The organism is Streptomyces sp. NPDC053367 (assembly GCF_044545925.1).
Classification (GTDB): domain Bacteria; phylum Actinomycetota; class Actinomycetes; order Streptomycetales; family Streptomycetaceae; genus Streptomyces.
In genome coordinates this window covers 237787-264123 of sequence record NZ_JBITYN010000001.1, presented here as the reverse complement: position 1 = coordinate 264123, position 26337 = coordinate 237787, and the positions used below count along the sequence as shown (strand labels likewise).

General features: G+C 69.6%; 17 protein-coding genes, 1 tRNA gene and 1 pseudogene. 8 read left to right on the top strand and 11 right to left on the bottom strand.

Annotated features, from left to right (window positions below):
- The first annotated feature begins 9 nt into the window (after window positions 1-9).
- The 3 genes from pepN (at window position 10) to ACIGXJ_RS01210 (ending at window position 5592) form a co-directional block, all read left to right on the top strand.
- Complete coding sequence (gene pepN / locus ACIGXJ_RS01220; protein ID WP_399639906.1) at window positions 10-2505, top strand: aminopeptidase N; 2496 nt, start codon at window positions 10-12, stop codon at window positions 2503-2505.
- A 301-nt stretch (window positions 2506-2806) separates the two neighbouring features.
- Window positions 2807-4174, top strand: coding sequence for a pyridoxal phosphate-dependent decarboxylase family protein (locus tag ACIGXJ_RS01215; protein ID WP_399639904.1), 1368 nt, complete (start codon window positions 2807-2809; stop codon window positions 4172-4174).
- Complete coding sequence (locus ACIGXJ_RS01210; RefSeq protein WP_399639901.1) at window positions 4171-5592, top strand: lysine N(6)-hydroxylase/L-ornithine N(5)-oxygenase family protein; 1422 nt, start codon at window positions 4171-4173, stop codon at window positions 5590-5592. Before ACIGXJ_RS01215 ends, ACIGXJ_RS01210 begins: the two co-directional genes overlap by 4 nt.
- Window positions 5593-5616: 24 nt before the next feature.
- Here ACIGXJ_RS01210 and ACIGXJ_RS01205 read toward each other — a convergent pair whose 3' ends face one another.
- Window positions 5617-7428 carry a 5'-nucleotidase C-terminal domain-containing protein gene (locus ACIGXJ_RS01205; protein ID WP_399639899.1) on the bottom strand — a complete coding sequence of 604 codons (1812 nt, stop codon included), beginning with the start codon at window positions 7426-7428 and terminating at the stop codon, window positions 5617-5619.
- Window positions 7429-7597: 169 nt separating this feature from the next.
- Here ACIGXJ_RS01205 and ACIGXJ_RS01200 point away from each other — a divergent pair, with 169 nt between their 5' ends.
- Both ACIGXJ_RS01200 and pyk read left to right on the top strand, forming a co-directional pair.
- Entirely contained in the window at window positions 7598-8341 is a 744-nt protein-coding gene (locus tag ACIGXJ_RS01200; protein WP_399639896.1) for an SIMPL domain-containing protein, read from the top strand.
- 182 nt (window positions 8342-8523) lie between these two features.
- The gene (gene pyk, locus ACIGXJ_RS01195) at window positions 8524-9954 is read left to right on the top strand and encodes a pyruvate kinase (RefSeq protein ID WP_399639893.1); all 1431 of its coding nucleotides are present in this window, start codon (window positions 8524-8526) and stop codon (window positions 9952-9954) included.
- A 7-nt stretch (window positions 9955-9961) separates the two neighbouring features.
- Here pyk and ACIGXJ_RS01190 read toward each other — a convergent pair.
- Together ACIGXJ_RS01190 and ACIGXJ_RS01185 are read right to left on the bottom strand one after the other, a co-directional pair.
- A pseudogene (locus ACIGXJ_RS01190) lies at window positions 9962-10749 on the bottom strand (helix-turn-helix domain-containing protein).
- Window positions 10750-10828: 79 nt separating this feature from the next.
- Window positions 10829-10911, bottom strand: a tRNA-Leu gene (locus tag ACIGXJ_RS01185).
- A 93-nt stretch (window positions 10912-11004) separates the two neighbouring features.
- On the opposite strand from ACIGXJ_RS01185, the gene ACIGXJ_RS01180 reads away from it, so the two are divergent.
- Window positions 11005-11673, top strand: a complete 669-nt coding sequence (locus tag ACIGXJ_RS01180; protein WP_399639891.1) for an ANTAR domain-containing response regulator — start codon at window positions 11005-11007, stop codon at window positions 11671-11673.
- A gap of 82 nt (window positions 11674-11755) precedes the next feature.
- Here ACIGXJ_RS01180 and ACIGXJ_RS01175 read toward each other — a convergent pair whose 3' ends face one another.
- The 7 genes from ACIGXJ_RS01175 to ACIGXJ_RS01145 all read right to left on the bottom strand — a co-directional run bounded on the left by ACIGXJ_RS01175 (window position 11756) and on the right by ACIGXJ_RS01145 (window position 21098).
- Entirely contained in the window at window positions 11756-12472 is a 717-nt protein-coding gene (locus tag ACIGXJ_RS01175) for an ABC transporter ATP-binding protein (protein ID WP_399639888.1), read from the bottom strand.
- Complete coding sequence (locus tag ACIGXJ_RS01170) at window positions 12469-13335, bottom strand: ABC transporter ATP-binding protein (protein WP_399639886.1); 867 nt, start codon at window positions 13333-13335, stop codon at window positions 12469-12471. The genes ACIGXJ_RS01175 and ACIGXJ_RS01170 overlap by 4 nt, the downstream gene beginning before the upstream one ends.
- Window positions 13336-13340: 5 nt before the next feature.
- The gene (locus ACIGXJ_RS01165) at window positions 13341-15155 is read right to left on the bottom strand and encodes a branched-chain amino acid ABC transporter permease (RefSeq protein ID WP_399639884.1); all 1815 of its coding nucleotides are present in this window, start codon (window positions 15153-15155) and stop codon (window positions 13341-13343) included.
- 4 nt (window positions 15156-15159) lie between these two features.
- Window positions 15160-16089, bottom strand: a complete 930-nt coding sequence (locus ACIGXJ_RS01160) for a branched-chain amino acid ABC transporter permease (RefSeq protein ID WP_399639882.1) — start codon at window positions 16087-16089, stop codon at window positions 15160-15162.
- Between the two features lie 112 nt (window positions 16090-16201).
- Window positions 16202-17434 (bottom strand): branched-chain amino acid ABC transporter substrate-binding protein, encoded by a 1233-nt coding sequence (locus ACIGXJ_RS01155; RefSeq protein WP_399639879.1) that lies wholly within the window; start codon window positions 17432-17434, stop codon window positions 16202-16204.
- Between the two features lie 789 nt (window positions 17435-18223).
- Entirely contained in the window at window positions 18224-18712 is a 489-nt protein-coding gene (locus ACIGXJ_RS01150) for a hotdog fold thioesterase (protein ID WP_399639877.1), read from the bottom strand.
- 106 nt (window positions 18713-18818) lie between these two features.
- Complete coding sequence (locus ACIGXJ_RS01145; RefSeq protein WP_399639874.1) at window positions 18819-21098, bottom strand: FdhF/YdeP family oxidoreductase; 2280 nt, start codon at window positions 21096-21098, stop codon at window positions 18819-18821.
- Window positions 21099-21551: 453 nt separating this feature from the next.
- Between ACIGXJ_RS01145 and polA the strand changes: the two genes are divergently transcribed.
- A complete protein-coding gene (gene polA, locus ACIGXJ_RS01140; RefSeq protein WP_399639871.1) occupies window positions 21552-24278 on the top strand; it encodes a DNA polymerase I in 2727 nt (908 codons plus the stop codon).
- A gap of 617 nt (window positions 24279-24895) precedes the next feature.
- Window positions 24896-25315: a hypothetical protein gene (locus tag ACIGXJ_RS01135; RefSeq protein ID WP_399639868.1), complete on the top strand. Its 420-nt coding sequence runs from the start codon at window positions 24896-24898 to the stop codon at window positions 25313-25315.
- Here ACIGXJ_RS01135 and ACIGXJ_RS01130 read toward each other — a convergent pair.
- Window positions 25245-26090, bottom strand: a complete 846-nt coding sequence (locus ACIGXJ_RS01130) for a DUF4184 family protein (protein WP_399639865.1) — start codon at window positions 26088-26090, stop codon at window positions 25245-25247. The genes ACIGXJ_RS01135 and ACIGXJ_RS01130 overlap by 71 nt on opposite strands.
- Window positions 26091-26337: the final 247 nt, after the last annotated feature.

Below are 26337 nucleotides of genomic sequence, written 5' to 3'. Positions count from 1 at the left end.
ATGTCGTCCATGTCCGTACTCACGCGCGACGAAGCGCAGACCCGTGCCCAGCTCCTCGACGTCCACCGCTACCACGTCGACCTCGACCTCACCACCGGCGACGACACCTTCGACTCCCGCACCCGCATCAGCTTCACCGTGCGCGAAGGACAGGACCGTACGGACACGTTCGTCGAGCTCAAGCCGGACCGACTGCGCTCCGCCAGCCTCGACGGACAGCCCCTCGACCCCGACAGCCTCGACGGCAACCGGCTGCCCCTGAAGAACCTCACACCCGGCGAACACGAACTGCGCATCGACACCGCCATGCGCTACTCGCGCACCGGCGAGGGCATGCACCGCTTCACCGACCCCACCGACGGCGAGACGTACCTCTACACACAGCTGTTCATGGACGACGTCCAGCGCGTCTTCGCGGCGTTCGACCAGCCCGACCTCAAAGCGGTCTTCGAACTGACCGTCACCGCACCCGAGGACTGGACCGTCCTCGCCAACACCGTCACCGAACCCCTCGGCGGCGGCCGCTGGCAGGCCGCCCCCACCCCGCTGATCTCCACCTACCTCGTCGCCGTCGCCGCCGGCCCCTGGCACTCCGTGCGCACCGAGCACCGCGGCCTGCCCTTCGCCCTGCACTGCCGCCGCTCCCTCGCGCCCTACCTGGACGCCGACGCCGACGAGATCCTCGACGTCACGCGCGCGTGCTTCGACCGCTACCACGAGAAGTTCGACGAGCCGTACCCCTTCGACTCCTACGACCAGGCGTTCGTCCCGGAGTTCAACGCCGGCGCCATGGAGAACCCCGGCCTCATCACCTTCCGCGACGAGTTCGTCTACCGCTCCGCCGTCACCGACGCCGAACGCCAGACCCGCGCGATGGTCATCGCGCACGAGATGGCCCACATGTGGTTCGGCGACCTCGTCACCCTCAAGTGGTGGGACGACATCTGGCTGAACGAGTCCTTCGCCGAGTACATGGGCTACCAGACTCTCACCGAAGCCACCCGATTCACCGACACCTGGACCGACTTCGGCGTCGTCCGCAAGGGCTGGGGCTATGACGCCGACCAGCGGCCCTCCACCCACCCCGTCGCCCCCGAAGCCGTCGACGACACCGCCTCCGCCCTGCTCAACTTCGACGGCATCTCCTACGCCAAGGGCGCCTCCGCCCTGCGCCAGCTGGTGGCCTGGCTCGGCGAGAAGGACTTCCTCACCGGCATCAACCGCCACTTCACCCGCCACAAGTTCGCCAACGCCACCCTCGCCGACTTCATCGACTCCCTCGCCGCCGCCACCGACCGCGACGTCCACGCCTGGGCCGACGCCTGGCTGCGCACCACCGGCGTCGACAAGCTCACCCCCCGCATCACCCCCGGCGAGAACGGCACCTGCACCCTCACCGTCGACCGCACCGGCAGCCGCCCCCACCACATCACCGTCGGCCTCTACGACCGCGACCTCACCGACAACGGCCGCCTCGCCCTGCGCGAACGCCTCGCACTCGACATCCCCCACACCACCCCTCTGCCCATCGGCAAGCGCCCCGCCCTGCTCCTGCTCAACGACGGCGACCTCACCTACGCCAAGGTCCGCTTCGACCCCGAGTCCTTCGACACCCTGCGCGCAGGCCTGTCCGGACTGCCCGAACCCCTCACCCGCGCGGTCGTCTGGAACGCCCTGCGCGACGCCGTACGCGACGGCGAACTCCCGCCCGCCACCTACCTCGACACCGCCCGCGCCCACCTCCCGCACGAGACCGACCTCGCCCTCGTCCAGGGCGTCCTCGGCTTCGCCACCACCCACATCACCGACCGCTACCTCACCCCCGACGCCCGCCCCGTCGCCCAGTCCACCCTCAGCGCCCTGTGCCGCGACCTCATCCGCCGCACCGAGGACGGCGACCACCCCGGCCTGCGCCTGATCGCCGTACGCCACTTCATCGACGTCGCCGCCCAGCCCGACACCATCGCCGCCTGGCTCGCCGAGGGCACCGTGCCCGGCGGCCCCGAACTCGACCCCGAACTGCGCTGGCGCGTCCTGGAACGCCTCGCCGTCCTCGGCGCCATCGACGAGGACACCATCGCCGCCGAACTCGAACGCGACCCCAGCGCCACCGGCCAGGAAGGCGCCGCCCGCTGCCGTGCCGCCCTGCCCGACACCGAGGCCAAGGCACGCGCGTGGGAGGCGATGTTCAGCCGCGACGACCTGTCCAACTACCTGTTCACCGCCACCGCCCAAGGCTTCTGGCAGCCCGAACAGACCGACCTCGTCAGCGCTTACGTCCCCCGCTACTACCGCGACGCCGTCGCCCTCGCCGAACGCCGCGGCCCCGCCATCGCCGAAGCCGCCGGCCGCTGGGCGTTCCCCGCGCACGCCGTCGACACCGAGACACTGCGCCTCGGAGAGCAGTGCCTGAAGGACGCCGAACCCATCCCCGCCCTGCGCCGCAAGCTCGTCGACCAGCTCGACGACCTCGCCCGCGCACTGCGCGTCCGCGGCGAGGCGTAACAGACACCCCGGGCGTCACAAGCACCCACCCCGAGACGCCACCCACGGGTGCGTACACCGACCACCGGACGACACCCGCGCACGACGGTGGCGGGCCGAACCCCAAGCACCCCGGCCCGCCACCCGACGCCACCCCACCCCCGGCCACCCCTCCCCGGGACACCGCCTTACACCCGAAACGCCCTCCCCGCACGGAAGTACCCCCTTTCGGGTTCCGATCCCCGGGCTCACCGGACGCGCCGCACCCGCCCCCTACAAGCTGGGAATCCCCCCGCAGCGCGCCCGAGGAGGAAGCCCGGCCATGAGCACGCCACCCCTCGCCTCAGGCCCCCACGGCACCGACGCCCTGAGGCCGCTGCTCGACACCGTCCTCGACGCGCTCGACACCGGCCGCCGCGCCCGCGGCGGACCCCTCCCCGCCGGCGGCCCCCACACCACCGCCGCACGCCTGCGTACCGCCGTCGGCGACGTCCTGCCCGACCACGGCGACCCCGAAGCCCTCGGCACACTCGTCCACGCCCTCGCCGAAGGCGCCGCCGACCCCGCCGACCCGCTGTGCGCCGCCCACCTGCACTGCGCGCCGCTCGCCGTCGCCACCGCCGCCGACCTCGCCGCCTGCGCCCTCAACCCGTCACTGGACTCCTGGGACCAGGCCCCGGCCGCCTCCGAGCTCGAAACCCTCGTCACTCGCGCCCTGGCCGACCAGGTCTTCCCCGGCCGCAGCGGCGACGCCCTCGTCACCACCGGCGGCACCGAGGCCAACCACCTCGCCCTTCTCCTCGCCCGAGAGGCACACGGCGGCAACACCCGACTCATCTGCGGAGCGAACGCACATCATTCGCTCAAGCGCGCAGCATGGCTGCTCGGCCTGCCCGAACCGGTCATCGTCCCCGCACCCGCCGGCACCCTCGACCCCGCCGCCCTCGCCGCCGCCCTGCACCACCTCACCGGCCCCCGCCTCGTCGCCGCCACCGCCGGCACCACCGACGCAGGACTCATCGACCCCCTCCACGACATCGCCGCACTCTGCCGCGTCCACGGCGCCCGCCTGCACATCGACGCCGCCTACGGCGGACCACTGCTGTTCAGCGACCGCCGCCGCCACCTCCTCGACGGCCTCGACACCGCCCACACCGTCGCCCTCGACCTGCACAAACTCGGCTGGCAACCAGTCGCCGCCGGACTCCTCGCCGTACGCGACACACACGACCTCACCGCCCTGCACCAGCGTGCCGCCTACCTCAACGCCGACGACGACAGCCGAGCCGGCCTCCCCGACCTCCTCGGCCGCTCCCTGCGCACCACCCGACGCCCCGACATCCTCAAGATCGCCGTCACCCTGAAAACCCTCGGCCGCAGCGGACTCGGCACGCTCGTCGACACCGTGTGCGAACGAGCAGAACAGCTCGCCGACCTGATCACAGCGCACCCCGGCTTCGAGCTGTACGACCGGCCCACCATCAGCACCGTCCTCTTCAGACCCGCACACGCCGACGACGACACCGTCGCCGCCGTACGCCGCAGGCTCCTCACCGACGGCCGCGCCGTCCTCGGCCGGGCCCACCAAGGAGGCCGCCTCTGGCTCAAGGCCACCCTCCTCAACCCCCACACCCGGCCCGACGACCTGGCCGCACTGCTCAAGCTCGTGGAAGGACACACCACCCCATGAACCGCCTCCCACACCCCGACACCGACACCCCACGCGACCTCGTCGGCATCGGCATCGGCCCCGCCAACCTCTCCCTCGCCGCCCTCGCCCACCCACTCGCCGAACTCGACGCCGTCTTCTACGAACAACGCCCCACCTTCGACTGGCACCCCGGACTGCTCATCGACGGCGCCACCATCCAGGTCCCCTTCCTCGCCGACCTGGTCACCCTCACCGACCCCACCAGCCCCTGGACCTTCCTCAACTACCTCAAGACCCGCCGACGGCTCTTCCCCTTCTACTTCGCCGAGCGCTTCCACATCCAGCGCGCCGAATACGACGCCTACTGCCGCTGGGTCGCCGAGAACCTCCCCGGCCTCCACTTCCGCCACCAGGTCGACGCCGTCCGCTTCAACCCCGAACGCGACGTCTTCGAAGTCGACTACACCCAACTCGACGCCGACGGCGAAGCCGAAGCCCTCGGCCGCACCACCACCAAGAACATCGCCCTGGGCATCGGCACCGAGCCCTACGTCCCCGAACCCCTCAAACCCCTCGCCGACGCCCCCGGCGTCCCCGTCCTGCACGCAGCCCACTACCGCGACCACCGCGACGCCCTCCTCAAAGCCGACCACGTCACCGTCATCGGCTCAGGACAGTCCGGCGCCGAAATCTTCCTCGACCTCCTCCGCCACCGCCCACCCGGCCACGAACGCCTCCACTGGCTCGGCCGCACCCCCGCCTTCGCCCCCATGGAGTACTCCAAGCTCGGCCTGGAACACTTCACCCCCGACTACACCCGCTACTTCCACGCCCTCGCCGAACCCGTCCGCGACAAACTCGTCGCCGCACAATGGCAACTGCACAAAGCCATCGACGCCGACACCCTCGCCGCCATCCACGACGAGCTCTACCGCCGCAGCCTCCACGGCGGCTGGCCCGACACCGTCCTCACCCCCGGCGTCCACGTCCGCACCGCCGGACGGATCGCCACCACCAAAGTCGAACTCCACCTCGAACACCTCGAACAAGGCACCCGCAGCCGCCTCACCACCGACGCCGTCGTCCTCGCCACCGGCTACCGCGAACGCCCCCTCAGCCCGCTCCTCGCCGCCCTCGACCCCTACCTGCGCCGCGACAGCAGCGAACGCCCCCGCATCGACGAACACTTCCGCCTGGTCCTCGACCCCTCCGTCAGCGGCGCCGGCTGCACCATCTACGTCCAGAACGCCGAACGCCACACCCACGGCGTCGGCGCCCCCGACCTCGGCCTCGCCGCCTGGCGCAGCGCCGACATCCTCAACACCCTCACCGGAAAAGAGCCCTACCCCCAGCCCGACCGAACCGCCTTCACCACCTTCGGCCTGGAACAACGACAGCCCCAGATCCCGCCCGCACGACAGCCGAGGGAACTCATCCCCCTCGCGGACGGAACCTGAGGCCGTCACACCTCAGCGCAAGACTCAGAACACCGGCGTGCCCTCACGCGTCAGCTTCCAGTCCACCGACGCGAAGTCCTTCGGATCCAGCACACCCTTCGCGGTCACCCACTCCGCGATCCGCGTCCGGATCTCCGTCGACTCCGACCACAGCTCCTGCGCCGACGCCACATGCGGGAACGCCCCACCACCGTTCGCACGGTAGTTGTTCACCGCGAACACGAACCTCTGCGCATCGTCCAGCACGCCACCGTCGTACGTCAGATTCCTGATCCGCGAACCGGCCGGCTGGGCGATGTCGATCTCGTAGGACAACCCCGACACATAGTCGTAGTTGTAGTCCGGCCGGTTGTTCGCGTTCGTCAGCTTCTCCACATCCACCGGCGCACCGGCCGGCGTCTGCACGAAATACTCCGCCGAATACTCCAGGTACGCCTTCAGCTGCGCACCCGTCATCAGCTTCGCCACCAGCGTGTTGTCATACACGTACAGACTCGACAGATCCCGGATCGTCACCTCGCCCGCCGGAATCTCCGACGTCCGCGAGAACGGCGACGCCTGCGAGATCACCGGCAGCGACGCGTACTCCGTGCCCGCGAGCGCCGCACGGACCACGTCCTCCTGAACCCTCGTGATCAGATCGATGATCGGAGCGTCCTTGTACCGCGCTTCGACCGTCGTGAGCGTCTCAGTGGCCGTACCGACCACCTGGTTGACGTACTCCACGACCTTCGCGTGCTCGTCGTCCAGCAGCTTCGAGATCTCCGGGTCGTCCGCCACCGAGTTCGAGTTGCGCAGCGACGCCGCCACCGACTCGACCACCCAACGCCCCTTGCGGAACACTAGATCGATGTCGAACAGGGTCAGCCGCTCCGCGTAGCACAGCGGCTCCGACAGCACGACCGTCTTCCCGGTCTGCTCGTTGACGACCCTCAGCTCCGGGATCTCCACATGCGCGTGACCCACCAGGATCGCGTCGATGTCCGGCACCAGCCGCGCCACGTTCGCCGCCGCGTTCTCCACGTACGGCAACTGGTCACCGTACGACGACGTACCCGACGAACCACTGTGCGCCGACACGATCACCACGTCCGCGCCCATCGACTTCAGCTTCGGCACCCACTTGGCCGCCTGCTCCTCCAGCCCCGGGAACGCCAGCTTGCCCTGCACGTACGCCTTGTCCCAGATCGCGATGCCCGGGTTCGTCAGCCCCAGCACCGCCACCTTCACCGGCCGCGCACCCTTCACGGGGAAGGTCTTCATGAAGTACGGCGGGAACGCCGGCCGCAGCGTCTTCGCGTCCACCGCGTTCGCACCCAGCAGCGGGAAGTCGCACTGCTCCTCGAACTTGCGCAACGTCTCGATGCCGTAGTTGAACTCGTGGTTGCCCAGCGCCACCGCGTCGTACCCGATCGCGTTCATCGCCTGCGCCATCGGATGCACCGGACCACCCTCGGCGGTGATCGGGTCCACCTTCGCGTAGTAGTACGTCAGCGGAGTGCCCTGGATCGTGTCACCGGCATCCAGCAGCAGGGTGTTGCAGCGGCCCTTCTCCTCACGCACCTGCTCCACCAGCGTCGAGATCCGCGCCAGACCCTTGGCGTTGCCCTTCGCGTCGGAGTACTCCGTGTCCTTGAAGTAGTCCCAGTTGAAGACGTTGCCGTGCAGATCGGTCGTGCCCATGACCGTCAGCGAGTACCGCTTCTCCCGGCCCCCCCTGGCCGCCGGCACGCTCTCCGCCGCCTGCGCGGCGGGAACCGCCGCCGTACCGGCCAGCGCCACACCGGCCCCGGTCACAGCGGACTTCTTCAGAAACTTCCGGCGGTCCAGCCCCATGTTCGAACTCTCCTCAGGCCACGCGAAACGGTCACAACGCGCGTAGATAACGCGCGTAGATTCTGACCCGCCCACAGCAAGCAGCAATAGACCCAGCAGGTTGCGATTGAGTGACCCGACCGCTGAACGAACAACCACGACCGGTCCGATCGGTGACAGAGTAGGACGTATGACCACACCCGAGGCCGCCGACCCCCACCCGCCCACCACCCAACTGCCCGGCCCCCACCCGCCCTACGGCACACCCGACGCACCCCGCATCGCCGTCCGCGGCGAAGCCCACCTCGAAGTCGACCCCGAGATCGCCCGCCTCGGCATCACCGTCACCGCCCGAGGCCGCGACCGCCGCACCGCGCTCGACGACCTCACCCGCCGCAACACCACCGTCCTCGACCTCGTCAAGAACTACGGCGACGCCGTCGAACGCCTCGAGACCGGCGCCTTCTCCATCACCCCCGAACTCACCCGACACGGCCGCGGCGAACGCATTCGCACCTACCACGGCGCCGTCCGCATCACCGCCGAACTCGCCGACTTCACCGCCCTCGGCGAACTCACCACCCGCCTCGCCGACCTCGACCTCACCCACATCGACGGCCCCCGGTGGACCCTGCGCCCAGGCTCACCCGCCCACCGCGACGCCCGCGCGCAAGCCGTCCGCGAAGCCGTCCAGCGCGCCCGCGAATACGCCGAAGCCCTCGGCACCACCCTCGCCGCACTCGTCGAACTCGCCGACATCGGCGCCGAGAGCCCCACCGCCCACCCACCCGCCCCCGGCCGCATGCGCTCCGCCGCCTACGCCATGGCCGCGGAAGCCGACACAGGCGCCGCCCCACTCGATCTGGAACCCGAACGCCAGCACGTCTACGCCGCCGTCAACGCACGATTTACCATGCACCCGCCCCGGCTGTAGAAAATCATTCACAGAAGCGGAATTCGAATACCGGACGGAAATCCCGTCGGGACACCCGCGAAATGCTCATCAGAGCGGGCCACCGCACAATGCAACACTTGTCAACACCCCTTCATTCAAAGGTTGTTGAGTGGTCACGCCCGACCAATTCTCTACCCACCGGTAAGGCATAGGCTCAGGCCATGCGCCGAGCGAAGATCGTCTGTACCCTGGGCCCCGCCACCGACACCTACGACCAGATCAAAGCCCTGGTCGAAGCCGGAATGGACGTCGCCCGATTCAACCTCAGCCACGGCACCCACGCCGAACACGAGGAGCGTTACCGGCACGTCCGCAAGGCCGCCGACGAGACCGGCCGCAGCGTCGGCCTCCTCGCCGACCTTCAGGGCCCGAAGATCCGCCTCGGCCGATTCACCGAAGGACCCGTGCTCCTCGAACGCGGAGACACCTTCACCATCACCGTCGACCACGACGCCACCGGCGACCGCGAACACTGCGGAACCACCTACAAAGGCCTCGCCGCCGACGTCACCCCCGGCGAACGCATCCTCGTCGACGACGGCAAAGTCTGCCTCGAAGTCACCTCCGTCGACGGACCCCGCGTCCACACCACCGTCATCGAAGGCGGCATGGTCTCCGACCACAAAGGCCTCAACCTCCCCGGCGCCGCCGTCTCCGTCCCCGCACTCTCCGACAAGGACGAGGAAGACCTCCGCTGGGCCCTGCGCACCGGCTTCGACGTCATCGCCCTCTCCTTCGTCCGCAGCGGACGCGACGCCGACGACGTCCACCGCATCATGGCCGAAGAAGGCCGCCGCCTCCCCGTCATCGCCAAGGTCGAGAAACCCCAGGCCGTCGACGCCATCGACGACATCGTCGCCGCCTTCGACGGCATCATGGTCGCCCGCGGCGACCTCGGCGTCGAAATGCCGCTCGAACAAGTGCCGCTCGTCCAGAAGCGCGCCATCAAACTCGCCAAGCGAAACGCCAAGCCGGTGATCGTAGCGACACAGATGCTCGACTCGATGATCGACAACTCACGCCCGACCAGGGCCGAGGCCAGCGACGTCGCCAACGCCGTCATCGACGGCACCGACGCCGTGATGCTGTCCGGCGAGACCAGCGTCGGCAAGTACCCGATCGAAACGGTCAAGACGATGGCCCGCATCGTCGAAGCGGCCGAAGAAGACATGCTCGCCAAGGGACTGCCACCGCTCAACGAACGCAACAAGCCCCGCACCCAAGGCGGCGCCGTCGCCCGAGCCGCCGCCGAGATGGGCGACTTCCTCGGCGCCAAGTTCCTCGTCGCCTGCTCCCAGTCCGGCGACACCGCCCGCCGCCTCTCCCGCTACCGCTCCCCGATCCCCGTCCTCGCCTTCACCCCCGACCCGGCCACCCGCTCCCAGCTCAGCCTCACCTGGGGCGTGGAGACGTACCTCGGCCCGAGCGTCGACTCCACCGACGCGATGGTCGACCAGGTGGACGAACTCCTCCTCAAGTACGGCCGCTGCCGGCCGGGCGACATGGTCGTCATCACGGCCGGCTCCCCGCCGGGGGTGTCCGGCACGACCAACATGGTCCGGGTGCACCACATCGGAGAGGCGTCCCGGTAGGCGGGGCTCAGTGTTTGGGGCCCACGTGGGCGTCGAGGAGAGCTACTGAGGCTTTGCGGGCGACTGAGATGTTCCATGGGTTGGCCCCGCGTGCCAGTACCGTCCACTCGACGCCCACCTTGTCGAGGGTGTCGGTGAACAGCTTCCGGATGTCGTCGGACTTGTTGGTGAAGAAGTACCGGGGGTACTCGTAGCGCTTGCGCTCGCCGCCGACCATCCTGGTCGTCCAGTTGTGATACGGCAGCCGTCGGAGTGAATGAGGCCGCGGATGAAGTCCCAGGGGTGGGCGTCGACGATGGCCTGCTGCCAGGGTTCGAGGGCGATGAGGCGCTCGTGTTTCCGGCCTGGGCCGTGCTGGGGGAAGAGGCACTGGAGGTGCTGAGAGTAGACCTTGACGTTGCTGCACCCGGTCCTGCGGACTCGACAGACGCTGTTGTCGGGGAACACTGCGCGCATGGCCTTTTCACAGGCGTCCATGAGACCAGGCCATGACTGGGTGCAGGCGATCATCAGGCTCGGTACGCGATGCTGCGAGTAACGGCTGATGTGCCCGTCGCCGAGGTACAGGCCCAGAAGGTAGCTGTAAGAGGGCTCGTTCAGGTCGCGCCCGTCGCACCGCGGGCATGGGGGGTCATGCCTGCCCGGACACTCGCCGCGCTTCGCTCGGTCCTGGTGCTTCCAGTAGCCAATCGTCCCCATGGGGATGTTCAGTTCGCGGGCTACGTCCGCGTTCCTTACGCCGTTGCGTAGCAGCGTGAGCGCCTTCTGTCGCACGTTTGTGCCGTGGAAGTTCATGCGACAACACTGCGTTACTGATCGACGCGCTGTGCAACAAAAAGCGGAGGTTCACGAGAACGTGAGCCTCCGCTTACGGTGCCGGGTGCGGGATTCGAACCCGCACGTCCTTTCGGACAGATGTGTTTGAGACATCAGCGTCTGCCATTCCGCCAACCCGGCTGACAACCCCAGAGGAGTGTACCGGGTGACCTTACTGCGCCGCAGCTAGGTAGGCTCTTGTCAGCAGTACCCCTGCCTGAACAAGGAGCCCCCGTGACCGCCCCCGAGTCGCCCCAGCCCGTAGACGCGCCCGACGACGACAAGTCGCACGTGCCTCCGCTGACGACCCGTGTCGTCATCGCCGAGGACGAGGCCCTCATCCGCCTCGACCTCAAGGAGATGCTCGAAGAGGAGGGTTACACGGTCGTCGGTGAGGCCGGTGACGGCGAGCAGGCCGTCGAGCTGGCCCGTGAGCACAAGCCGGACCTCGTGATCCTCGATGTGAAGATGCCCAAGCTCGACGGCATCTCCGCGGCGGAGAAGATCACCGAGGAGTCGATCGCGCCCGTCCTGATGCTCACCGCCTTCTCGCAGCGCGACCTCGTCGAGCGTGCGCGGGACGCCGGCGCCATGGCGTACCTCGTGAAGCCCTTCAGCAAGAGCGACGTCGTCCCGGCGATCGAGATGGCCGTGTCCCGGTACACGCAGCTGAAGGAGCTGGAGAAGGAGGTCGCCGACCTCACTCTGCGCCTGGAGACGCGCAAGCTGGTGGACCGGGCGAAGTCGATCCTGCAGACGGAGTACGGCCTGACCGAGCCGGCGGCGTTCCGGTGGATCCAGAAGACCTCGATGGACCGGCGCATGTCGATGCAGCAGGTCGCCGAGGCGGTCATTCAGGACGCCGAGGAGAAGAAGGCGGCGAAGGCCTCCGACAAGGGCTGAGTCCCGCGACGGCGGATGTGGCTGAGGCCCGCGCCCCCTGCGAAGGCAGGGGACGCGGGCCTCATTCACGTACGGGACCCTTTTAGTCCTCGCCGAGGTACGCCTTGCGGACGGACTCGTCGTGGAGCAGGTCGCGGCCCGTGCCGGAGAGGACGATCTTGCCGACCTCCATGACGTGGCCGTGGTCCGCGAGGGACAGGGCGGCCTGGGCGTTCTGCTCGATGAGCAGGATGGTGGTGCCCTGGGACTTGAGTTCCTGGATGGTGGCCATGATCTTCTGCATCATGATCGGTGACAGGCCCATGGAGGGTTCGTCGAGCATCAGGAGCTTGGGGCGGGACATGAGGGCGCGTCCCATGGCGAGCATCTGCTGTTCGCCGCCCGAGAGGGTTCCGGCGGCCTGCTTTCTGCGTTCCCCGAGGATGGGGAAGAGGTCGTAGGCGCGCTGGATGTCCTTTTCGATGCCTTCCTTGTCGTTGCGGAGGAAGGCGCCGAGGCGGAGGTTGTCCTCGATCGTCATGCGGGGGAAGATGTGCCGCCCCTCGGGGGAGTGGGCGAGTCCCAGGGAGACGACCTTGTGGGCGGGGACCTTCTTGAGCGACTTGCCGTCGAAGCGGATGTCGCCGGAGAGGGGCTGGAGCAGTCCGGAGAGGGTGCGCAGGGTCGTGGTCTTGCCGGCGCCGTTGGTGCCGATCAGGGTGACGACTTCGCCTGCTTCGACCTTGAAGGAGATGCCTTTGACGGCTTCGATCTTGCCGTAGGCGACCCTGAGGTCTTCGACCTCGAGCAGTGCGGTCACTTGTCGTCCCCTTCCGTGGTGCTCTGCGCGTCGGTCTCCGCGGCCTGGACTTCGGCGGCTTCCGCGGTGCCCGGTTCGCCCTCGAAGGGGGTGCCGAGGTAGGCGGCGATGACGCGTTCGTCGGCCTGGACGACTTCGGCGGGGCCTTCGACGATCTTCTCGCCCTGGACGAGCACGGCGACGCGGTCGCAGAGGTTCATGATGAACCGGATGTCGTGCTCGATGACGAGGACGGCGATGCCCTTGTCCCGGATGGCGAAGATGAGTTCTTCGGCCGCCCGGGTCTCCTGCGGGTTCATGCCGGCGGTGGGCTCGTCGAGGAGGAGCAGGCCGGGCTCGCTCGCCAGTGCGCGGGCGATCTCCAGCTTGCGCTGTTCGCCGTAGGGCAGGTTGCGGGCGAGGTGGTCGGCCTTGGCGGCGAGTCCGGTGAACTCGAGGAGTTCCATGGCGCGTTCGCGGGACTCCTCCTCGGCCTTCTTGAAGCCGGGGAGGCGCAGGAGGGCGGACCAGAGGCCTTCCTTGGTGCGGGTGTGGCGTCCTACGAGCACGTTTTCCAGGACGGTCATGTTGGCGAAGAGCCGGATGTTCTGGAAGGTGCGGGCGATGCCGGCCTGGGTGACCAGGTGCGGCTTGGGCGGCAGGACGGTGTCCTTGTACCTGACGGTGCCCTCGGTCGGGACGTACAGGCCGGTGAGGCAGTTGAAGAAGGTGGTCTTGCCGGCGCCGTTGGGTCCGATGAGGCCGACGATCTCGCCGGTGTTGACGGTGAGGTCGACGGAGCGTACGGCGGTGAGGCCGCCGAAGCGCATGGTGACGTCGGTGGCGTCGAGGACCTTCGTGGTGGTGGTTGCGGTGGTGGTCATGGCGGTCAGGCACCTGCCTTCGCGACGCCGGTCGCGCCTTCGGGCAGCGGTTTGTCCTCCGGTACGTCGAGCTGTCCGGTCTCGTGGAATTCGAGCTGCTTCCTGCGGTCGGCGACCAGGCCCTCGGGGCGGAAGCGCATGAGGAGCATGAGCGCGACGCCGAAGAGGAGGAGCTGGTACTCGGCCATGAACTGGAGCTTGGCCGGGATGAGGTAGAGCAGGGCGGCGCCGATGAGGGGTCCGCTGATGGTGCCCATGCCGCCGAGGATGACGGCGGCGAGCAGGAAGGCCGAGTTGGGCGGCACGGAGCCGGCGAACTGGTACTGCTCGGGGGTGACGCTGTAGGAGACGTGGGCCTGGACCGTGCCGGCGAGGCCGGCGAGGGAGGCGCCGAGGGCGAAGGCGAGGAGCTTGAGGCGGAAGCCGTTGATGCCCATGGCGGTGGCGGCGGTCTCGTCCTCGCGGATGGCGACCCAGGCGCGGCCGATGCGGGATTCCGCGGAGCGGCGGAAGACCATGACGACGATGGCCGTGCACAGGAGCATCAGCAGGTAGTAGTTGCCGGAGCGGGTGAGCTCGTGGCCGAGGACGTCGTGCGGCAGGCCGAGGTTGAACCCGAGGATCTCGAGGTCGGGGATGTTCGGGATGCCGTTGGAGCCGTTGGTGACGTCGGGTCCGCTGTTGCCGTTGAGGTTGTTCATGGTGATGCGGAAGATCTCACCGAAGCCGAGCGTGACGATGGCGAGGTAGTCGCCGCGCAGTCGCAGGGTGGGTGCGCCGATCACCACGCCGAAGATCAGCGAGGCGAGGGCGCCGGTGAGGACGGCCGCCCAGAACGGGAAGTGGACGCCGATGGTCGACTGGGGGGAGCCGGAGACCAGGGCGGCGGCGTAGGCGCCGACGCCGAGGAAGGCGACGTATCCGAGGTCGAGGAGGCCGGCGAGGCCGACGACGACGTTCAGGCCCAGGGCGACGGTGGCGAAGATGAGGATGTTCGCTCCGATCAGGGCGAACTGATCGTTCGTCTGGGTGAACGGGAAGCAGATCGCTGCGACGAAGGCTGCTGTCATGGCGACGTTGCGGTGCTTGGCGGTGAGGGCCGAGAGCCGCTTGAGCAGGCCTGCGCGGGAGATGGCGGCGAAGCCGAAGGCGGCGACGACGAGGAAGCCGATGAAGAGTTCGGAGTACTCGGTGCTGATGCCGTAGGCGAAGACGTACAGGCCGATGCCGAAGCCCGCGGCGATGAGCAGGATCTCGGCCCAGGAGGGGAGTTCCTTGGCGCGGCCGGGTTCGGGGGCGCTGAGTACGTGGCGCAGGACGGTCCAGGGGCTGGGGTCGGGGTCCTGGCCGGTGTAGGGCTGGTCTGCGGGGAGGCAGAAGGCGCCGATGACCGCGAGGAGGGCGCCGGTGCCGGAGACGTAGGCGCCGGGTTCGAGGTTGACGATGCCGCCGAGTTCGTAGCTGATGGCGCCGATGGCGTAGCCGGTGGTGCCGAGGACGCCGAGGGCCATCAGTCGGACGGGGCTGTTGGTGCCGCCGGGGGTGAGCCAGCGCAGGCCTCGGATGCCGTAGCCGGAGAGGGTGAGGAGCAGCGTGAGGAGTGCTCCCACGAGCGTGAGCACCTGCAGGCCGCCCGGGTATCCGGTGACGGTGAGGTTTCCGGGGAATTCCTCGGTCCAGGTCCAGGCGAGGAAGGTGCCCGCGAGGGCGATGGCGGAGCCGGCGAGGGTGATCGCGCGGGCCGCGGTGGGCGGCATCGGGATGAGCGCGGTGGCTTCCGATGCGGGCACTTTGGTGGTGTTGATCGTTTCGTTGGTCATGTGATCACGCCCGATCCGCGACGCGTTCGCCGAGCAGGCCCTGTGGCCGGAAGAGCAGAACGAGGATGAGCAGGGCGAAGGCCCAGACGTCCTTCCAGGCGCCGCCGCCGAAGAGGTCCATGCCGGGGATGTCGCCGATGTAGCCGGTGGCGAGGGATTCGGCGACGCCGAGGACGATGCCGCCGAGCATGGCGCCGTAGATGTTGCCGATGCCGCCGAGGACGGCTGCGGTGAAGGCCTTGAGGCCCATCAGGAAGCCCATGCGGAAGCCGACCTGGCCGTTCTTGAGGCCGTAGGCGACGGCGGCGACGGCGGCGAACGCGGCACCGATGGCGAAGGCCATGACGATGATGCGGTCGGTGTTGATGCCCATCAGCTTGGCGGTGTCGGGGTCCTGCGCGGTGGCCTGCATGCCGCGCCCGGAGCGGGTCTTGGTGACGAAGAAGCCGAGGGCGACCATGCAGAGCGGGGCCGCGATCAGGACGAAGACGTCGCCGCGCTGGATGGTGGCACCGAGGAATTCGAAGGGCTCGCCCTGGAACTGCGGGAAGGGGTGGTCCTTCTTGGCGTTCGGGTACCACATCCATACGGCCTGCTGGAGGACGATGGACAGGCCGATGGCGGTGATGAGGGGTGCGAGTCGTGGTGCGGTGCGCAGCGGCCGGTAGGCGAACCGTTCCGCCGCGGTGGCGACGGCGACCGAGACGACGATGCCGCCGACGATCATGAGGGGTACTGCTGCGCCGAGGCCGAAGCCGTCGGGGAGTACGAGCCAGACGGTGAGGGCCCCGAAGCCCCCGACCATGAAGATCTCGCCGTGGGCGAAGTTGATGAGCTGGACGATGCCGTAGACCATCGTGTAGCCGATCGCGATGAGTCCGTACATCGCGCCGAGGATGAGTCCATTGGCCAGCTGTTGCGGCAGTTCGTTCACCGCAGGGCCTCCGTGGAGTGGTTCGGATATGGCGCCGCGCGGGAGCGCTGGTGGGCGCTCCCGCGCGGCCTGGATCAATGTGTGAGGTGGGGTCTCTTCACTCGTCCCCTGGTCAGCCCACCTTGGGGGCGCCGCTGTACTCGGGCGCCCAGGCGCCCTTGGTGACCTTGTAGGCGGTCATCAGCGTGTTGGTGGTGTCACCGAACTCGTCGAAGGAGATGGTGCCGGTGACGCCGTCGAACTTGACCTTGGCCATGGCGTCGAGGACCGCCTTGCGGCCGTCGTCGGGGAGCTTGCCGTCGTTGCCCTCGACCGCCAGCTTGACGGCCTCGATGATGGCCCAGGTGGCGTCGTAGGTGAGGCCGCCGTAGGCCTCGTAGGCGTCCTCGTAGTTGCCGGCCTCGTAGTTCTTGATGAACTCCTTGGCGGAGTCGAGCTGCTCGACGGGCTTGCCGACGGAGGTGGCGAGGTCGCCCTCGGCCTTCTTGTTGAGCTTGGGGTATTCGCCGGAGTAGATGCCGTCGCCGCCCATGAGCGGGATGTTCTGGCCGCTGTCCTTGAGCTGCTGGCTCAGGGGTGCGGCGGCCGGGTACTCGCCGCCGTAGTAGAGGGCTTCGGCGCCGGTCTTCTTGATCTTGGCCACGACGGAGTTGAAGTCGCGGTCGTCGGGGTTGATGTGGTCGCTGCCGACGATCTTTCCGCCGAGCTTGGTGAAGTTCTCCTTGAAGGAGGCGGCCAGGCCGGCGCCGTAGGTCTTCTGGTCGTCGATCAGGTAGACCTTCTTCTTGCCGGCCTTGGTGTAGAGGTACTCGGCGGCGAAGGCACCCTGGATCTCGTCCGTGGTGGCGGTGCGGAAGAACGTCTTGAACTGGCGGACCGAGTTGCCGGTCTTCCAGCCGTCGCCCTGGGTGAGCTCCGTGCCGGTGTTGGCGGGGGAGATCTGGGTGAGGCCGGCGTCGCTGAAGGGCTTCTGCATCTGCTGGGAGACGCTGGAGTTCAGCGGGCCGACGACGCCGAGGACGTCCTTGTTGCTGATGAACTTCTGGGCGTTCTGCTGGCCGACGGAAGGCTGGGCCTGGTCGTCGAGGGGCTCGATCTTGAACTCGATGCCCTTGACGTACTCCTGCTTGTTGGCGGTCTTGGCGGCGAGGTCGGCGGAATTGCGCATGCCGAGGCCGAGGGCCGAGAGGTCACCGGTCAGAGGAGCGTCGAGGCCGATCACTACGGTGGTCTTGTCGCCGCCGCCACTGCCGTTGCTGTTGTCGTCGCGCGACCCACAGGCGGTAAGGGTCAGCGCTCCCGCCGCGAGAGCGGCGGTGATGGCTATGAGCGAACGTTGACGCACGAGTCAGTCCTTTCCCTGGCACGGCGGCCCCCCATGGAACGCGCCGAGTCGAGCGCTGGACCGAAGTGGCTTCGAATCCGGTGGCGCGGTGACTGGCCGTGACTCTAGGCGCGTCGACGGAATTCCAGGAGTGGTCTGGCCAAGGCTGTGACGCTCTTGTTATGCCGCGCTGTATCGCAGAGCGCGACGCGGAGGGCGGAAGGGGGGAATTCCAGCCGGTTCGCCGTGTCCGCATAGTGAGAATGCCCAGGGTGTGCCTTCGGAGAATGCAGGACCGTTCCTTTGTTTTGGTCCTGACATCACTTGTTGCCGGAGGCTACTTCGGAGGGGAGAGGGCGGGGGATTATGCCACGTTCGGTAGGAAAAGGAACCCGTGGTGGAGGTTCAGCTTCCGCTTCTCTTGATTGCTTGTGAATTACGCAGGGTTACGGGTCGGAAAGAGACTCCGGCGTTCTGGGGCACTTTTTCGTTTTCGATCAGCGGGTGCGGTGAGCGTGCGCGCGTCGGACGATCGATCCGGTGACGGTCCGCGTCCACCCGCACGCGGCCGACGATACGTCAAGAGGGCGTGCACTGTGGGGAGTTGAGGCTCATGGGGCGCGCCGCACTCCATGCGGCGCGCTCGTGTCTCATGGCGGCCGGACGGACCTCATGGAACGCGAGAGGGGGTGGTCGCAGCGTCTGCGACCACCCCCTGCACTGCCGTCCCGCCGCGCCGCGCCGCGCCTCGCCGCGCCTCGCCTGGCCGCGCCTCGCCTGGTCGCGCCTCGCCTGGTCGCGCCGTGGGGCTCAGTCGGCCGCGGCCACCTGCTCGGCGTCCTTGGGGCCGACGTCGCGCAGCATGCAGGTCAGACGCGCGCTGCACACCCGCCGCCCCTCCTCGTCGCTGATCACGATCTCGTACGTCGCCGTGGACCGGCCGCGGTGCACGGGCGTGGCCACGCCGGTGACCAGCCCGGAGCGCACCCCGCGGTGATGGGTGCAGTTCAGGTCGACTCCGACGGCGATCTTGGAGACGCCGCCGTGCAGCATGGAGCCCACCGAGCCGAGAGTCTCGGCCAGTACCGCGGAGGCCCCGCCGTGCAGCAGGCCGTAGGGCTGGGTGTTGCCCTCGACCGGCATCGTCCCGACGACCCGCTCCGCGGACGCCTCCAGGATCTGCACACCCATGCGCGTGCCGAGGTGCCCGGCGGAGAACAGAGCGGGCAGGTCGACACCGAGCGCCGCGTACTCGTCGATGACCTCCTGCGGGAACTTCACATGCTGCTGCTCGCCCATGGGCCCGGCTCCGTTCGTTCGCTCAGTACGGCTCGTGCTGACGAGCCGACCGGTGCGGCTCGCCGGGGTGAGTCGATCAGCACCGCCCACCCCGCTGAGCAAACGCTCAGTCGGTGGCCGATTGTTCCAGACGGACCACCACGGACTTGCTGGCCGGGGTGTTGCTGGTGTCCGCGGTGGCGTCCAGGGGGACCAGCACGTTGGTCTCCGGGTAGTAGGCGGCGGCGCAGCCCCACGCGGTCGGGTAGTGCACCACGCGGAAGCCGGGCGCCCGGCGCTCCACCCCGTCCCTCCACTCGCTCACCAGGTCCACGTACACGCCGTCGGCCAGCCCGAGGGCGCGTGCGTCCTCCGGGTTGACCAGGACCACCCGGCGGCCGCCCCGGATGCCGCGGTAGCGGTCGTCCAGGCCGTAGACGGTGGTGTTGTACTGGTCGTGCGAGCGCAGCGTCTGCAGCAGCAGCCGCCCCGCGGGCAGGTGCGGGTACTCCACCGGCGCGGCGGTGAAGTTGGCCTTGCCGGTCGCCGTGGGGAAACGGCGCTCGTCGCGCGGCGCGTGCGGCAGCGTGAACCCGCCGGGACGCGCCACGCGCGCGTTGAAGTCCTCGAAGCCGGGGATCACGCGCGCGATGCGGTCGCGGATCGTGCCGTAGTCCTTCTCGAACTCCTCCCACGGCGTGTTCGACCGCTCGCCGAGGATCCGGCGCGCGAGCCGGCACACGATCGCCGGCTCGGACAGCAGATGGCGGCTCGCGGGCTCGAGCCGGCCGCGCGAGGCGTGCACCATGCCCATCGAGTCCTCGACCGTCACGAACTGCTCGCCGCCGGCCTGCAGATCGCGCTCGGTGCGGCCCAGCGTCGGCAGGATGAGGGCCCGCGCGCCCGTGACGGCGTGCGAGCGGTTCAGCTTCGTCGACACATGCACCGTCAGCCGGGCCCGGCGCATGGCCGCCTCGGTGACCTCGGTGTCGGGGGACGCGGCCACGAAGTTGCCGCCCATGGCGAAGAAGACCTTCGCCTCACCGTCGCGCAGCGCCTGGATGGCGCGTACGACGTCGAAGCCGTGCTCGCGCGGGGGCGTGAACCCGAACTCCTTCTCCAGGGCGTCCAGGAAGGCGGGGGCGGGCCGCTCGAAGATGCCCATCGTGCGGTCGCCCTGGACGTTGGAGTGGCCGCGCACCGGGCACACGCCCGCGCCCGGGCGGCCGATGTTGCCGCGCAGCAGCAGGAAGTTGACCACCTCACGGATGGTCGGCACCGAGTGCTTGTGCTGCGTCAGGCCCATGGCCCAGCAGACGATGGTGCGCCGGGAGGCGAGGACCATGCGCAGGGCTTCCTCGATCTGCGCGCGCGTGAGACCGGTCGCCTCGAGGGTCTCGTCCCAGTCGGCGGCGCGCGCGGTCCTCGCGAACTCCTCGAAGCCGTGCGTGTGCTCGCCGACGAACTCCTCGTCGACGGCGCCGTCGGTCTCCAGGATCAGCTTGTTCAGCAGACGGAACAGGGCCTGGTCGCCGCCGATGCGGATCTGCAGGAACAGGTCGGTGAGCGGGGCGCCCGTGGTCAGGCCCTTGGCCGTCTGCGGGTTCTTGAAGCGCTCGAGGCCCGCCTCCGGCAGCGGGTTGACGCTGATGATCCGCGCGCCGTTCGCCTTCGCCTCCTCCAGGGCCGAGAGCATGCGCGGATGGTTGGTGCCCGGGTTCTGCCCGGCCACGATGATCAGGTCCGCCTTGTACAGGTCCTCCAGCAGGACGCTGCCCTTGCCGATGCCGATGGTCTCGCTGAGCGCCGAGCCGGAGGACTCGTGGCACATGTTGGAGCAGTCCGGCAGGTTGTTGGTGCCCAGCTCGCGCGCGAAGAGCTGATAGAGGAACGCGGCCTCGTTGCTGGTGCGGCCCGACGTGTAGAAGACGGCCTCGTCGGGGGAGGAGAGCGCGTCGATCTCCTGCGCGACGATGTCGAAGGCACGCTCCCAGGTGACGGGTTCGTAGTGCTCGCCGCCCTCGGGGAGGTACATGGGGTGCGTGAGCCGGCCCTGCTGGCCCAGCCAGTAGCCGCTGCGCCCGGCGAGGTCGGCCACGGAGTGCGCGGCGAAGAACTCGGGGGTGACCCGGCGCAGGGTGGCCTCCTCCGCGACCGCCTTCGCGCCGTTCTCGCAGAACTCCGCCTTGTGCCGGTGGTCCGGCTCGGGCCAGGCGCAGCCGGGGCAGTCGAAACCGTTCTTCTGGTTCACGCTGAGCAGGGTCAGTGCGGTCCGCTTGACGCCCATCTGCTGCTGGGCCATGCGCAGGGTGTGCCCGATGGCCGTCAGCCCCGCCGCCGCGTGCTGCGGCTCCGCGACCTGGGGCGCGTCCTGGACCGGGTCGGCCTTCGGCGGCTTCGTCGCCATCGCACGGTCTCCTTCGACTGCGTGTGTGAGGTACGTCTCCGATCCTCGCACGGGGCACGGACAGTGATGAGTGACGGGGCGTGCCCCTCCCCTGACAGGGGCCTCGGTACGGGCCCTCCGCTACGCCCTCCGCCCCGGGGCCCTCCTCCCCAGGGTCCTTCCACGCAGGCGTCGGCCCGGCCGCGGGCCTTCGCGGGGCGGCGGGCACCGGCCTGGGGCCGAGAGTCAGCCGTGGGGGCGGCGGGCACCGGCCTGGGGCCGAGAGTCAGCCGTGGGGGCGGCGGGCACCGGCGTGGGGCCGAGGGTCAGCCGTGGGGGCGGCGGGCACCGGCGTGGGGCCGAGGGTCAGCCGTGGGGGCGGCGGGCACCGGCGTGGGGCCGAGAGCCAGCCGTGGGGGCGGCCCGGCACCGGCGTGGGGCCGAGTGTCAGTGGGGCGTGGCAGGATCGGGGGCGTGGCAGAGACAGCACCGAAGAAGACCGAGAAGACCTCCGGCGGCGACCGTCCGCGGCTGATGCTCATGGACGGGCACTCGCTGGCCTACCGCGCGTTCTTCGCGCTGCCCGCGGAGAACTTCACCACCGCGACCGGCCAGCCGACGAACGCGATCTACGGCTTCGCGTCGATGCTGGCCAACACGCTGCGCGACGAGGCGCCCACGCACTTCGCCGTGGCGTTCGACGTGTCGCGCAAGACCTGGCGCTCGGAGGAGTTCACCGAGTACAAGGCGAACCGCTCCAAGACCCCGGACGAGTTCAAGGGCCAGGTCGAGCTGATCGGCGAGCTGCTCGACGCGATGCATGTGTCGCGCTTCGCCGTCGACGGTTACGAGGCGGACGACGTCATCGCCACCCTGGCCACCCAGGCCGAGGCCGAGGGCTTCGAGGTGCTGATCGTCACCGGCGACCGCGACTCGTTCCAGCTGGTCAGCGAGCACACCACGGTGCTGTACCCGACCAAGGGCGTCTCCGAGCTGACCCGCTTCACCCCGGAGAAGGTTTTCGAGAAGTACGGCTTGACGCCCGCGCAGTACCCCGACTTCGCCGCGCTGCGCGGCGACCCGTCCGACAACCTGCCCGGCATCCCGGGTGTCGGCGAGAAGACCGCCGCGAAGTGGATCAACCAGTTCGGTTCGTTCGCCGAGCTGGTCGAGCGCGTCGAGGAGGTCAAGGGCAAGGCCGGGCAGAACCTGCGCGACCACCTGGAGGCCGTCAAGCTCAACCGCCGGCTCACCGAGATGGTCCGCACCGTCGAGCTGCCCAGGACGGTCGCCGACCTCGCGCGCGCCCCGTACGACCGCAAGGCCGTCGCGATGATCCTGGACACCCTGGAGATCAGGAACCCGTCCCTGCGCGAGCGGCTGCTGGCCGTCGACCCGGGCGCCGAGGAAGCGGAGACCACCCCGGTCGTCGCCGACGGCGTCGAGCTGGACGGCACCGTCCTGGGCACCGGCGAGCTGGCCGGCTGGCTCGGGGAGCACGGCAGCGGGGTGCTCGGTGTGGCCACCGTCGACACCTGGGCGCTGGGCTCCGGCTCCGTCGCCGAGGTCGCCCTTGCCGCGCCCGGCGGGGCCGCCGCCTGGTTCGACCCGACCGAGCTGGACGAGGCCGACGAACGGGCCTGGGCGGCCTGGCTGGCCGACGAGGCCCGGCCCAAGGTGCTGCACAACGCCAAGGGCGCCATGCGCGTCTTCGCCGAGCACGGCTGGAGCGTGGCCGGCGTCGGCATGGACACCGCGCTCGCCGCCTACCTCGTCAAGCCCGGCCGCCGCTCCTTCGACCTGGACGCGCTGTCCATGGAGTACCTGCACCGCGAGCTGGCACCCGCGGCCGCCGCCGACGGCCAGCTGGCGTTCGGCGCGGACGACGGTGCCGAGGCCGAGGCGCTGATGATCCAGGCCCGCGCGATCCTGGACCTCGGCGAGGCATTCGAGGGCCGGCTGAAGGACGTCGGCTCCGCCGAGCTCCTGCGCGACATGGAACTCCCGACCTCGGCCCTGCTCGCGCGCATGGAGCGGCACGGCATCGCGGCCGACCGCGCCCACCTCGAGGCGATGGAGCAGATGTTCGCGGGCGCCGTGCAGCAGGCGGTGAAGGAGGCGCACGCGGCCGCGGGCCACGAGTTCAACCTGGGCTCGCCCAAGCAGCTGCAGGAGGTCCTCTTCGGCGAGCTGGGCCTGCCCAGGACGAAGAAGACGAAGACCGGCTACACCACCGACGCCGACGCGCTGGCCTGGCTCGCGAGCCAGACGGACAACGAGCTTCCGGTGATCATGCTGCGCCACCGTGAGCAGGCGAAGCTGCGGGTCACCGTCGAGGGCCTGATCAAGACGATCGCGACGGACGGCCGGATCCACACCACGTTCAACCAGACGGTCGCCGCCACCGGCCGGCTGTCCTCCACGGACCCGAACCTGCAGAACATCCCGGTCCGCACCGACGAGGGCCGGGCCATCCGCCGCGGCTTCGTGGTCGGCGACGGCTTCGAGTCCCTGATGACCGCGGACTACAGCCAGATCGAGCTGCGGGTGATGGCCCACCTGTCCGAGGACGAGGGCCTCATCGAGGCGTTCACCTCCGGTGAGGACCTGCACAACACCGTCGCCTCGCAGGTGTTCTCCGTCGAGCGTTCGGCGGTGGACGCGGAGATGCGCCGCAAGATCAAGGCCATGTCGTACGGCCTGGCGTACGGTCTGTCGGCGTTCGGGCTGTCCCAGCAGCTGAACATCGAGGCGGCCGAGGCGCGCGCCCTGATGGACACCTACTTCGAGCGCTTCGGCGGAGTGCGCGACTACCTGCGGCGGGTCGTCGACGAGGCCCGGGCGACCGGCTACACGGCCACGCTGTTCGGCCGCCGCCGCTATCTGCCCGACCTCAACAGCGACAACCGCCAGCGCCGCGAGGCCGCCGAGCGCATGGCCCTCAACGCGCCGATCCAGGGCACGGCCGCCGACATCGTCAAGATCGCCATGCTCAACGTGGACCGCGCGCTGCGCGAGGCCGGCCTGAAGTCGCGCATGCTCCTACAGGTGCACGACGAAATCGTCCTGGAGATCGCCCCCGGCGAGCGTGCCGCGGCCGAGGAACTCGTCCGCCGCGAAATGGCCGGCGCGGTGCACCTGCGCGCGCCCCTGGACGTCTCGGTGGGCGTGGGCCCGGACTGGGAGTCGGCGGCGCACTAGCGCACCGCACCAGCGGCTACGACGGCGTCGTCCGTCCCCGGTCGGCACCTTCAGCCGACCGGGGAGGGCGCGGCTCTGGCGGCCGGTTCCGAGGGGCCGCAGGGTGTTTGCCGACCGGGCTTTGGCGTGGCTCTGCTGCCAGGGCTCGTCCATGGGCCCGAGAGGCGGCCCGGGCGCCCGCCGTTAGGGCGTGACCGCTCTCCTGCCGTCCCGCGCCGCTTCCCGGTGCCCACCCATCAGGTCGGCGTACGCACCCCGGATCAGGAGACCGTCAGCCCCACGACCCGCCCCCGGCTCAGGTCTCACGCCACCCCCCACTCCCCGCCCTGGCCGTCCGTCCGGCGGCGACCGTCAGAGAGCACCGTCGACGCCCCCGCCCAGCAGCGGTGCCGCGCCTGCCCGGCCTGCGGTGCCGCCGCCCGCCCGGCCTGCGGTGCCGCCGCCCGCCGAGCCCGCAGTGCCGCCGTCCGCCGTGCCTCCGCCTCCCCGGCCCGCGGTACTGACGCCCACCAGCCCGCTGCACTCCCGCCCCGCCCACCCCTGCCCCCCAGAAGGCCGTCACCCGCCTGGCCCCCGCGGGAAAGCAGGCCGGGGCGCTTGGCCCTGAGGATGCGGGCATGGGTATACGCATGCTCAACCGCCGGCCGGCGCATCCGCCGCTCGCGCCGGTCCCGGCCTTCGCGGTCGGTGCAAGCACCGCCCGTCTCGTCCTCGGCCCTGCCGAGACCGTGCGCCACGCCGCCGTGGACCTGGGGTGCACGCTGATCCACTGCCGGCCTGTCAGCGCGCTCAGCCGATGTCGTCCCCTGCGAGGGACCCTCGCCGTCGTGGGGCGTACCCGTGGCACGGCCCGCTGGCGGCTGTGGGCCGACCTGGTCCGCGGCTATCTGGCCCTGCTGATCACGCTGCTGCACCGCACCCGCCCGGCCGGCACCCTGACCGTGTTCGTCGTGGGCGTGCCCGCGCTCAGCGGGCCACCGGACGGCTCGGCTCCCTGCTGGTGGGGCCGGGAACCGGGGCCGGGCGCCACACCCTGACCGCGACGGCGTACAGCAGGACGCCCAGGAACAGCCCTGCGCCCGCCCCGAAGCACAGGGTCGGGATGAGCTCCCACGGCTTGGCCACGGACTTCCAGTGGGCCCACCACCGCGTCGCCCGCTGCGCCGCGGCGACCAGGGCGCAGGCGCCGATCAGCAGACCGGCCGTCCAGCGGTCGCGCGGGGACAGCAGGGGGACGCCCACCGGCTCGGCCGCCGGTGCGCGCCGCAACGCCCGCACCAGGAACACCGAGATCAGTACGGCGGCCACCGCGGAACCGCCGTACTGCAGATACCAGTACAGGGGCGAGCCCGCGATCTCCCGGTCCAGTACGGGAAAGAGCCTCATGCCCCACCGGTCGAGGTGCGTGAAGGCGTCCCACACGACATGCGTCAGCGCGCCGAGCACCGCGGAGGCGTACCACCAGGCCACCGCCGACGGCCGGACGCGTGCGCGAGGTGTCCCGCAGCGCAACAGTGTGGCCGTGCGGTGCTGCCGGTTCCGGGGCAGCAGAGCCACCAGCGGTTCCCGCACCAGCAGCCACAGTCCGACCAGCGCCCAGGAGATGAGCACGTCGATCGTGAACACCCCGGGGAAAGAGTGCGTCACATCACCGAACTGCATCGCACCCGACAGCACACTCGCCGCGTAATAGGTCAAGTCGGGCGAAAACGTTCCTGCGACCAAGGCGGAGGGAACCAGGGGCCCTCGGCCGGTTCCGTCGGTGCGTACGAGGGGCAGCGCGGCCGCCGCATGGCTCAAGGTGAACGGCAAGTGGTCTCCCCGTGACGGGCGTTGAACGGGCTGCTCCCCGATGATCGTCTGAGTGGTTCAGTATGCGCGAACGAAGCACCCCGGCCGCCGGCACTGCTCCGACACCACGATCCGAACATCGGTTGACGCCATGTGGCCAAGCGGTGAAAACGGGGCGTGAACCGGTCCCGGTCGTGGGCAAGTTGTCGTAGGGTCACGAAGGGCCACATGCGGGAACGTGCGGCTGATCGGACGCACAGACCCGACG

Coding starts and splice junctions, on each gene's coding strand:
- pepN (WP_399639906.1), top strand. CDS start 10: ATGTCCGTACTCACGCGCGACGAAGCGCAGACCCGTGCCCAGCTCCTC.
- ACIGXJ_RS01215 (WP_399639904.1), top strand. CDS start 2,807: ATGAGCACGCCACCCCTCGCCTCAGGCCCCCACGGCACCGACGCCCTG.
- ACIGXJ_RS01210 (WP_399639901.1), top strand. CDS start 4,171: ATGAACCGCCTCCCACACCCCGACACCGACACCCCACGCGACCTCGTC.
- ACIGXJ_RS01205 (WP_399639899.1), bottom strand. CDS start 7,428: ATGGGGCTGGACCGCCGGAAGTTTCTGAAGAAGTCCGCTGTGACCGGG.
- ACIGXJ_RS01200 (WP_399639896.1), top strand. CDS start 7,598: ATGACCACACCCGAGGCCGCCGACCCCCACCCGCCCACCACCCAACTG.
- pyk (WP_399639893.1), top strand. CDS start 8,524: ATGCGCCGAGCGAAGATCGTCTGTACCCTGGGCCCCGCCACCGACACC.
- ACIGXJ_RS01170 (WP_399639886.1), bottom strand. CDS start 13,335: ATGACCACCACCGCAACCACCACCACGAAGGTCCTCGACGCCACCGAC.
- ACIGXJ_RS01165 (WP_399639884.1), bottom strand. CDS start 15,155: ATGACCAACGAAACGATCAACACCACCAAAGTGCCCGCATCGGAAGCC.
- ACIGXJ_RS01150 (WP_399639877.1), bottom strand. CDS start 18,712: ATGGGCGAGCAGCAGCATGTGAAGTTCCCGCAGGAGGTCATCGACGAG.
- ACIGXJ_RS01145 (WP_399639874.1), bottom strand. CDS start 21,098: ATGGCGACGAAGCCGCCGAAGGCCGACCCGGTCCAGGACGCGCCCCAG.
- ACIGXJ_RS01135 (WP_399639868.1), top strand. CDS start 24,896: ATGGGTATACGCATGCTCAACCGCCGGCCGGCGCATCCGCCGCTCGCG.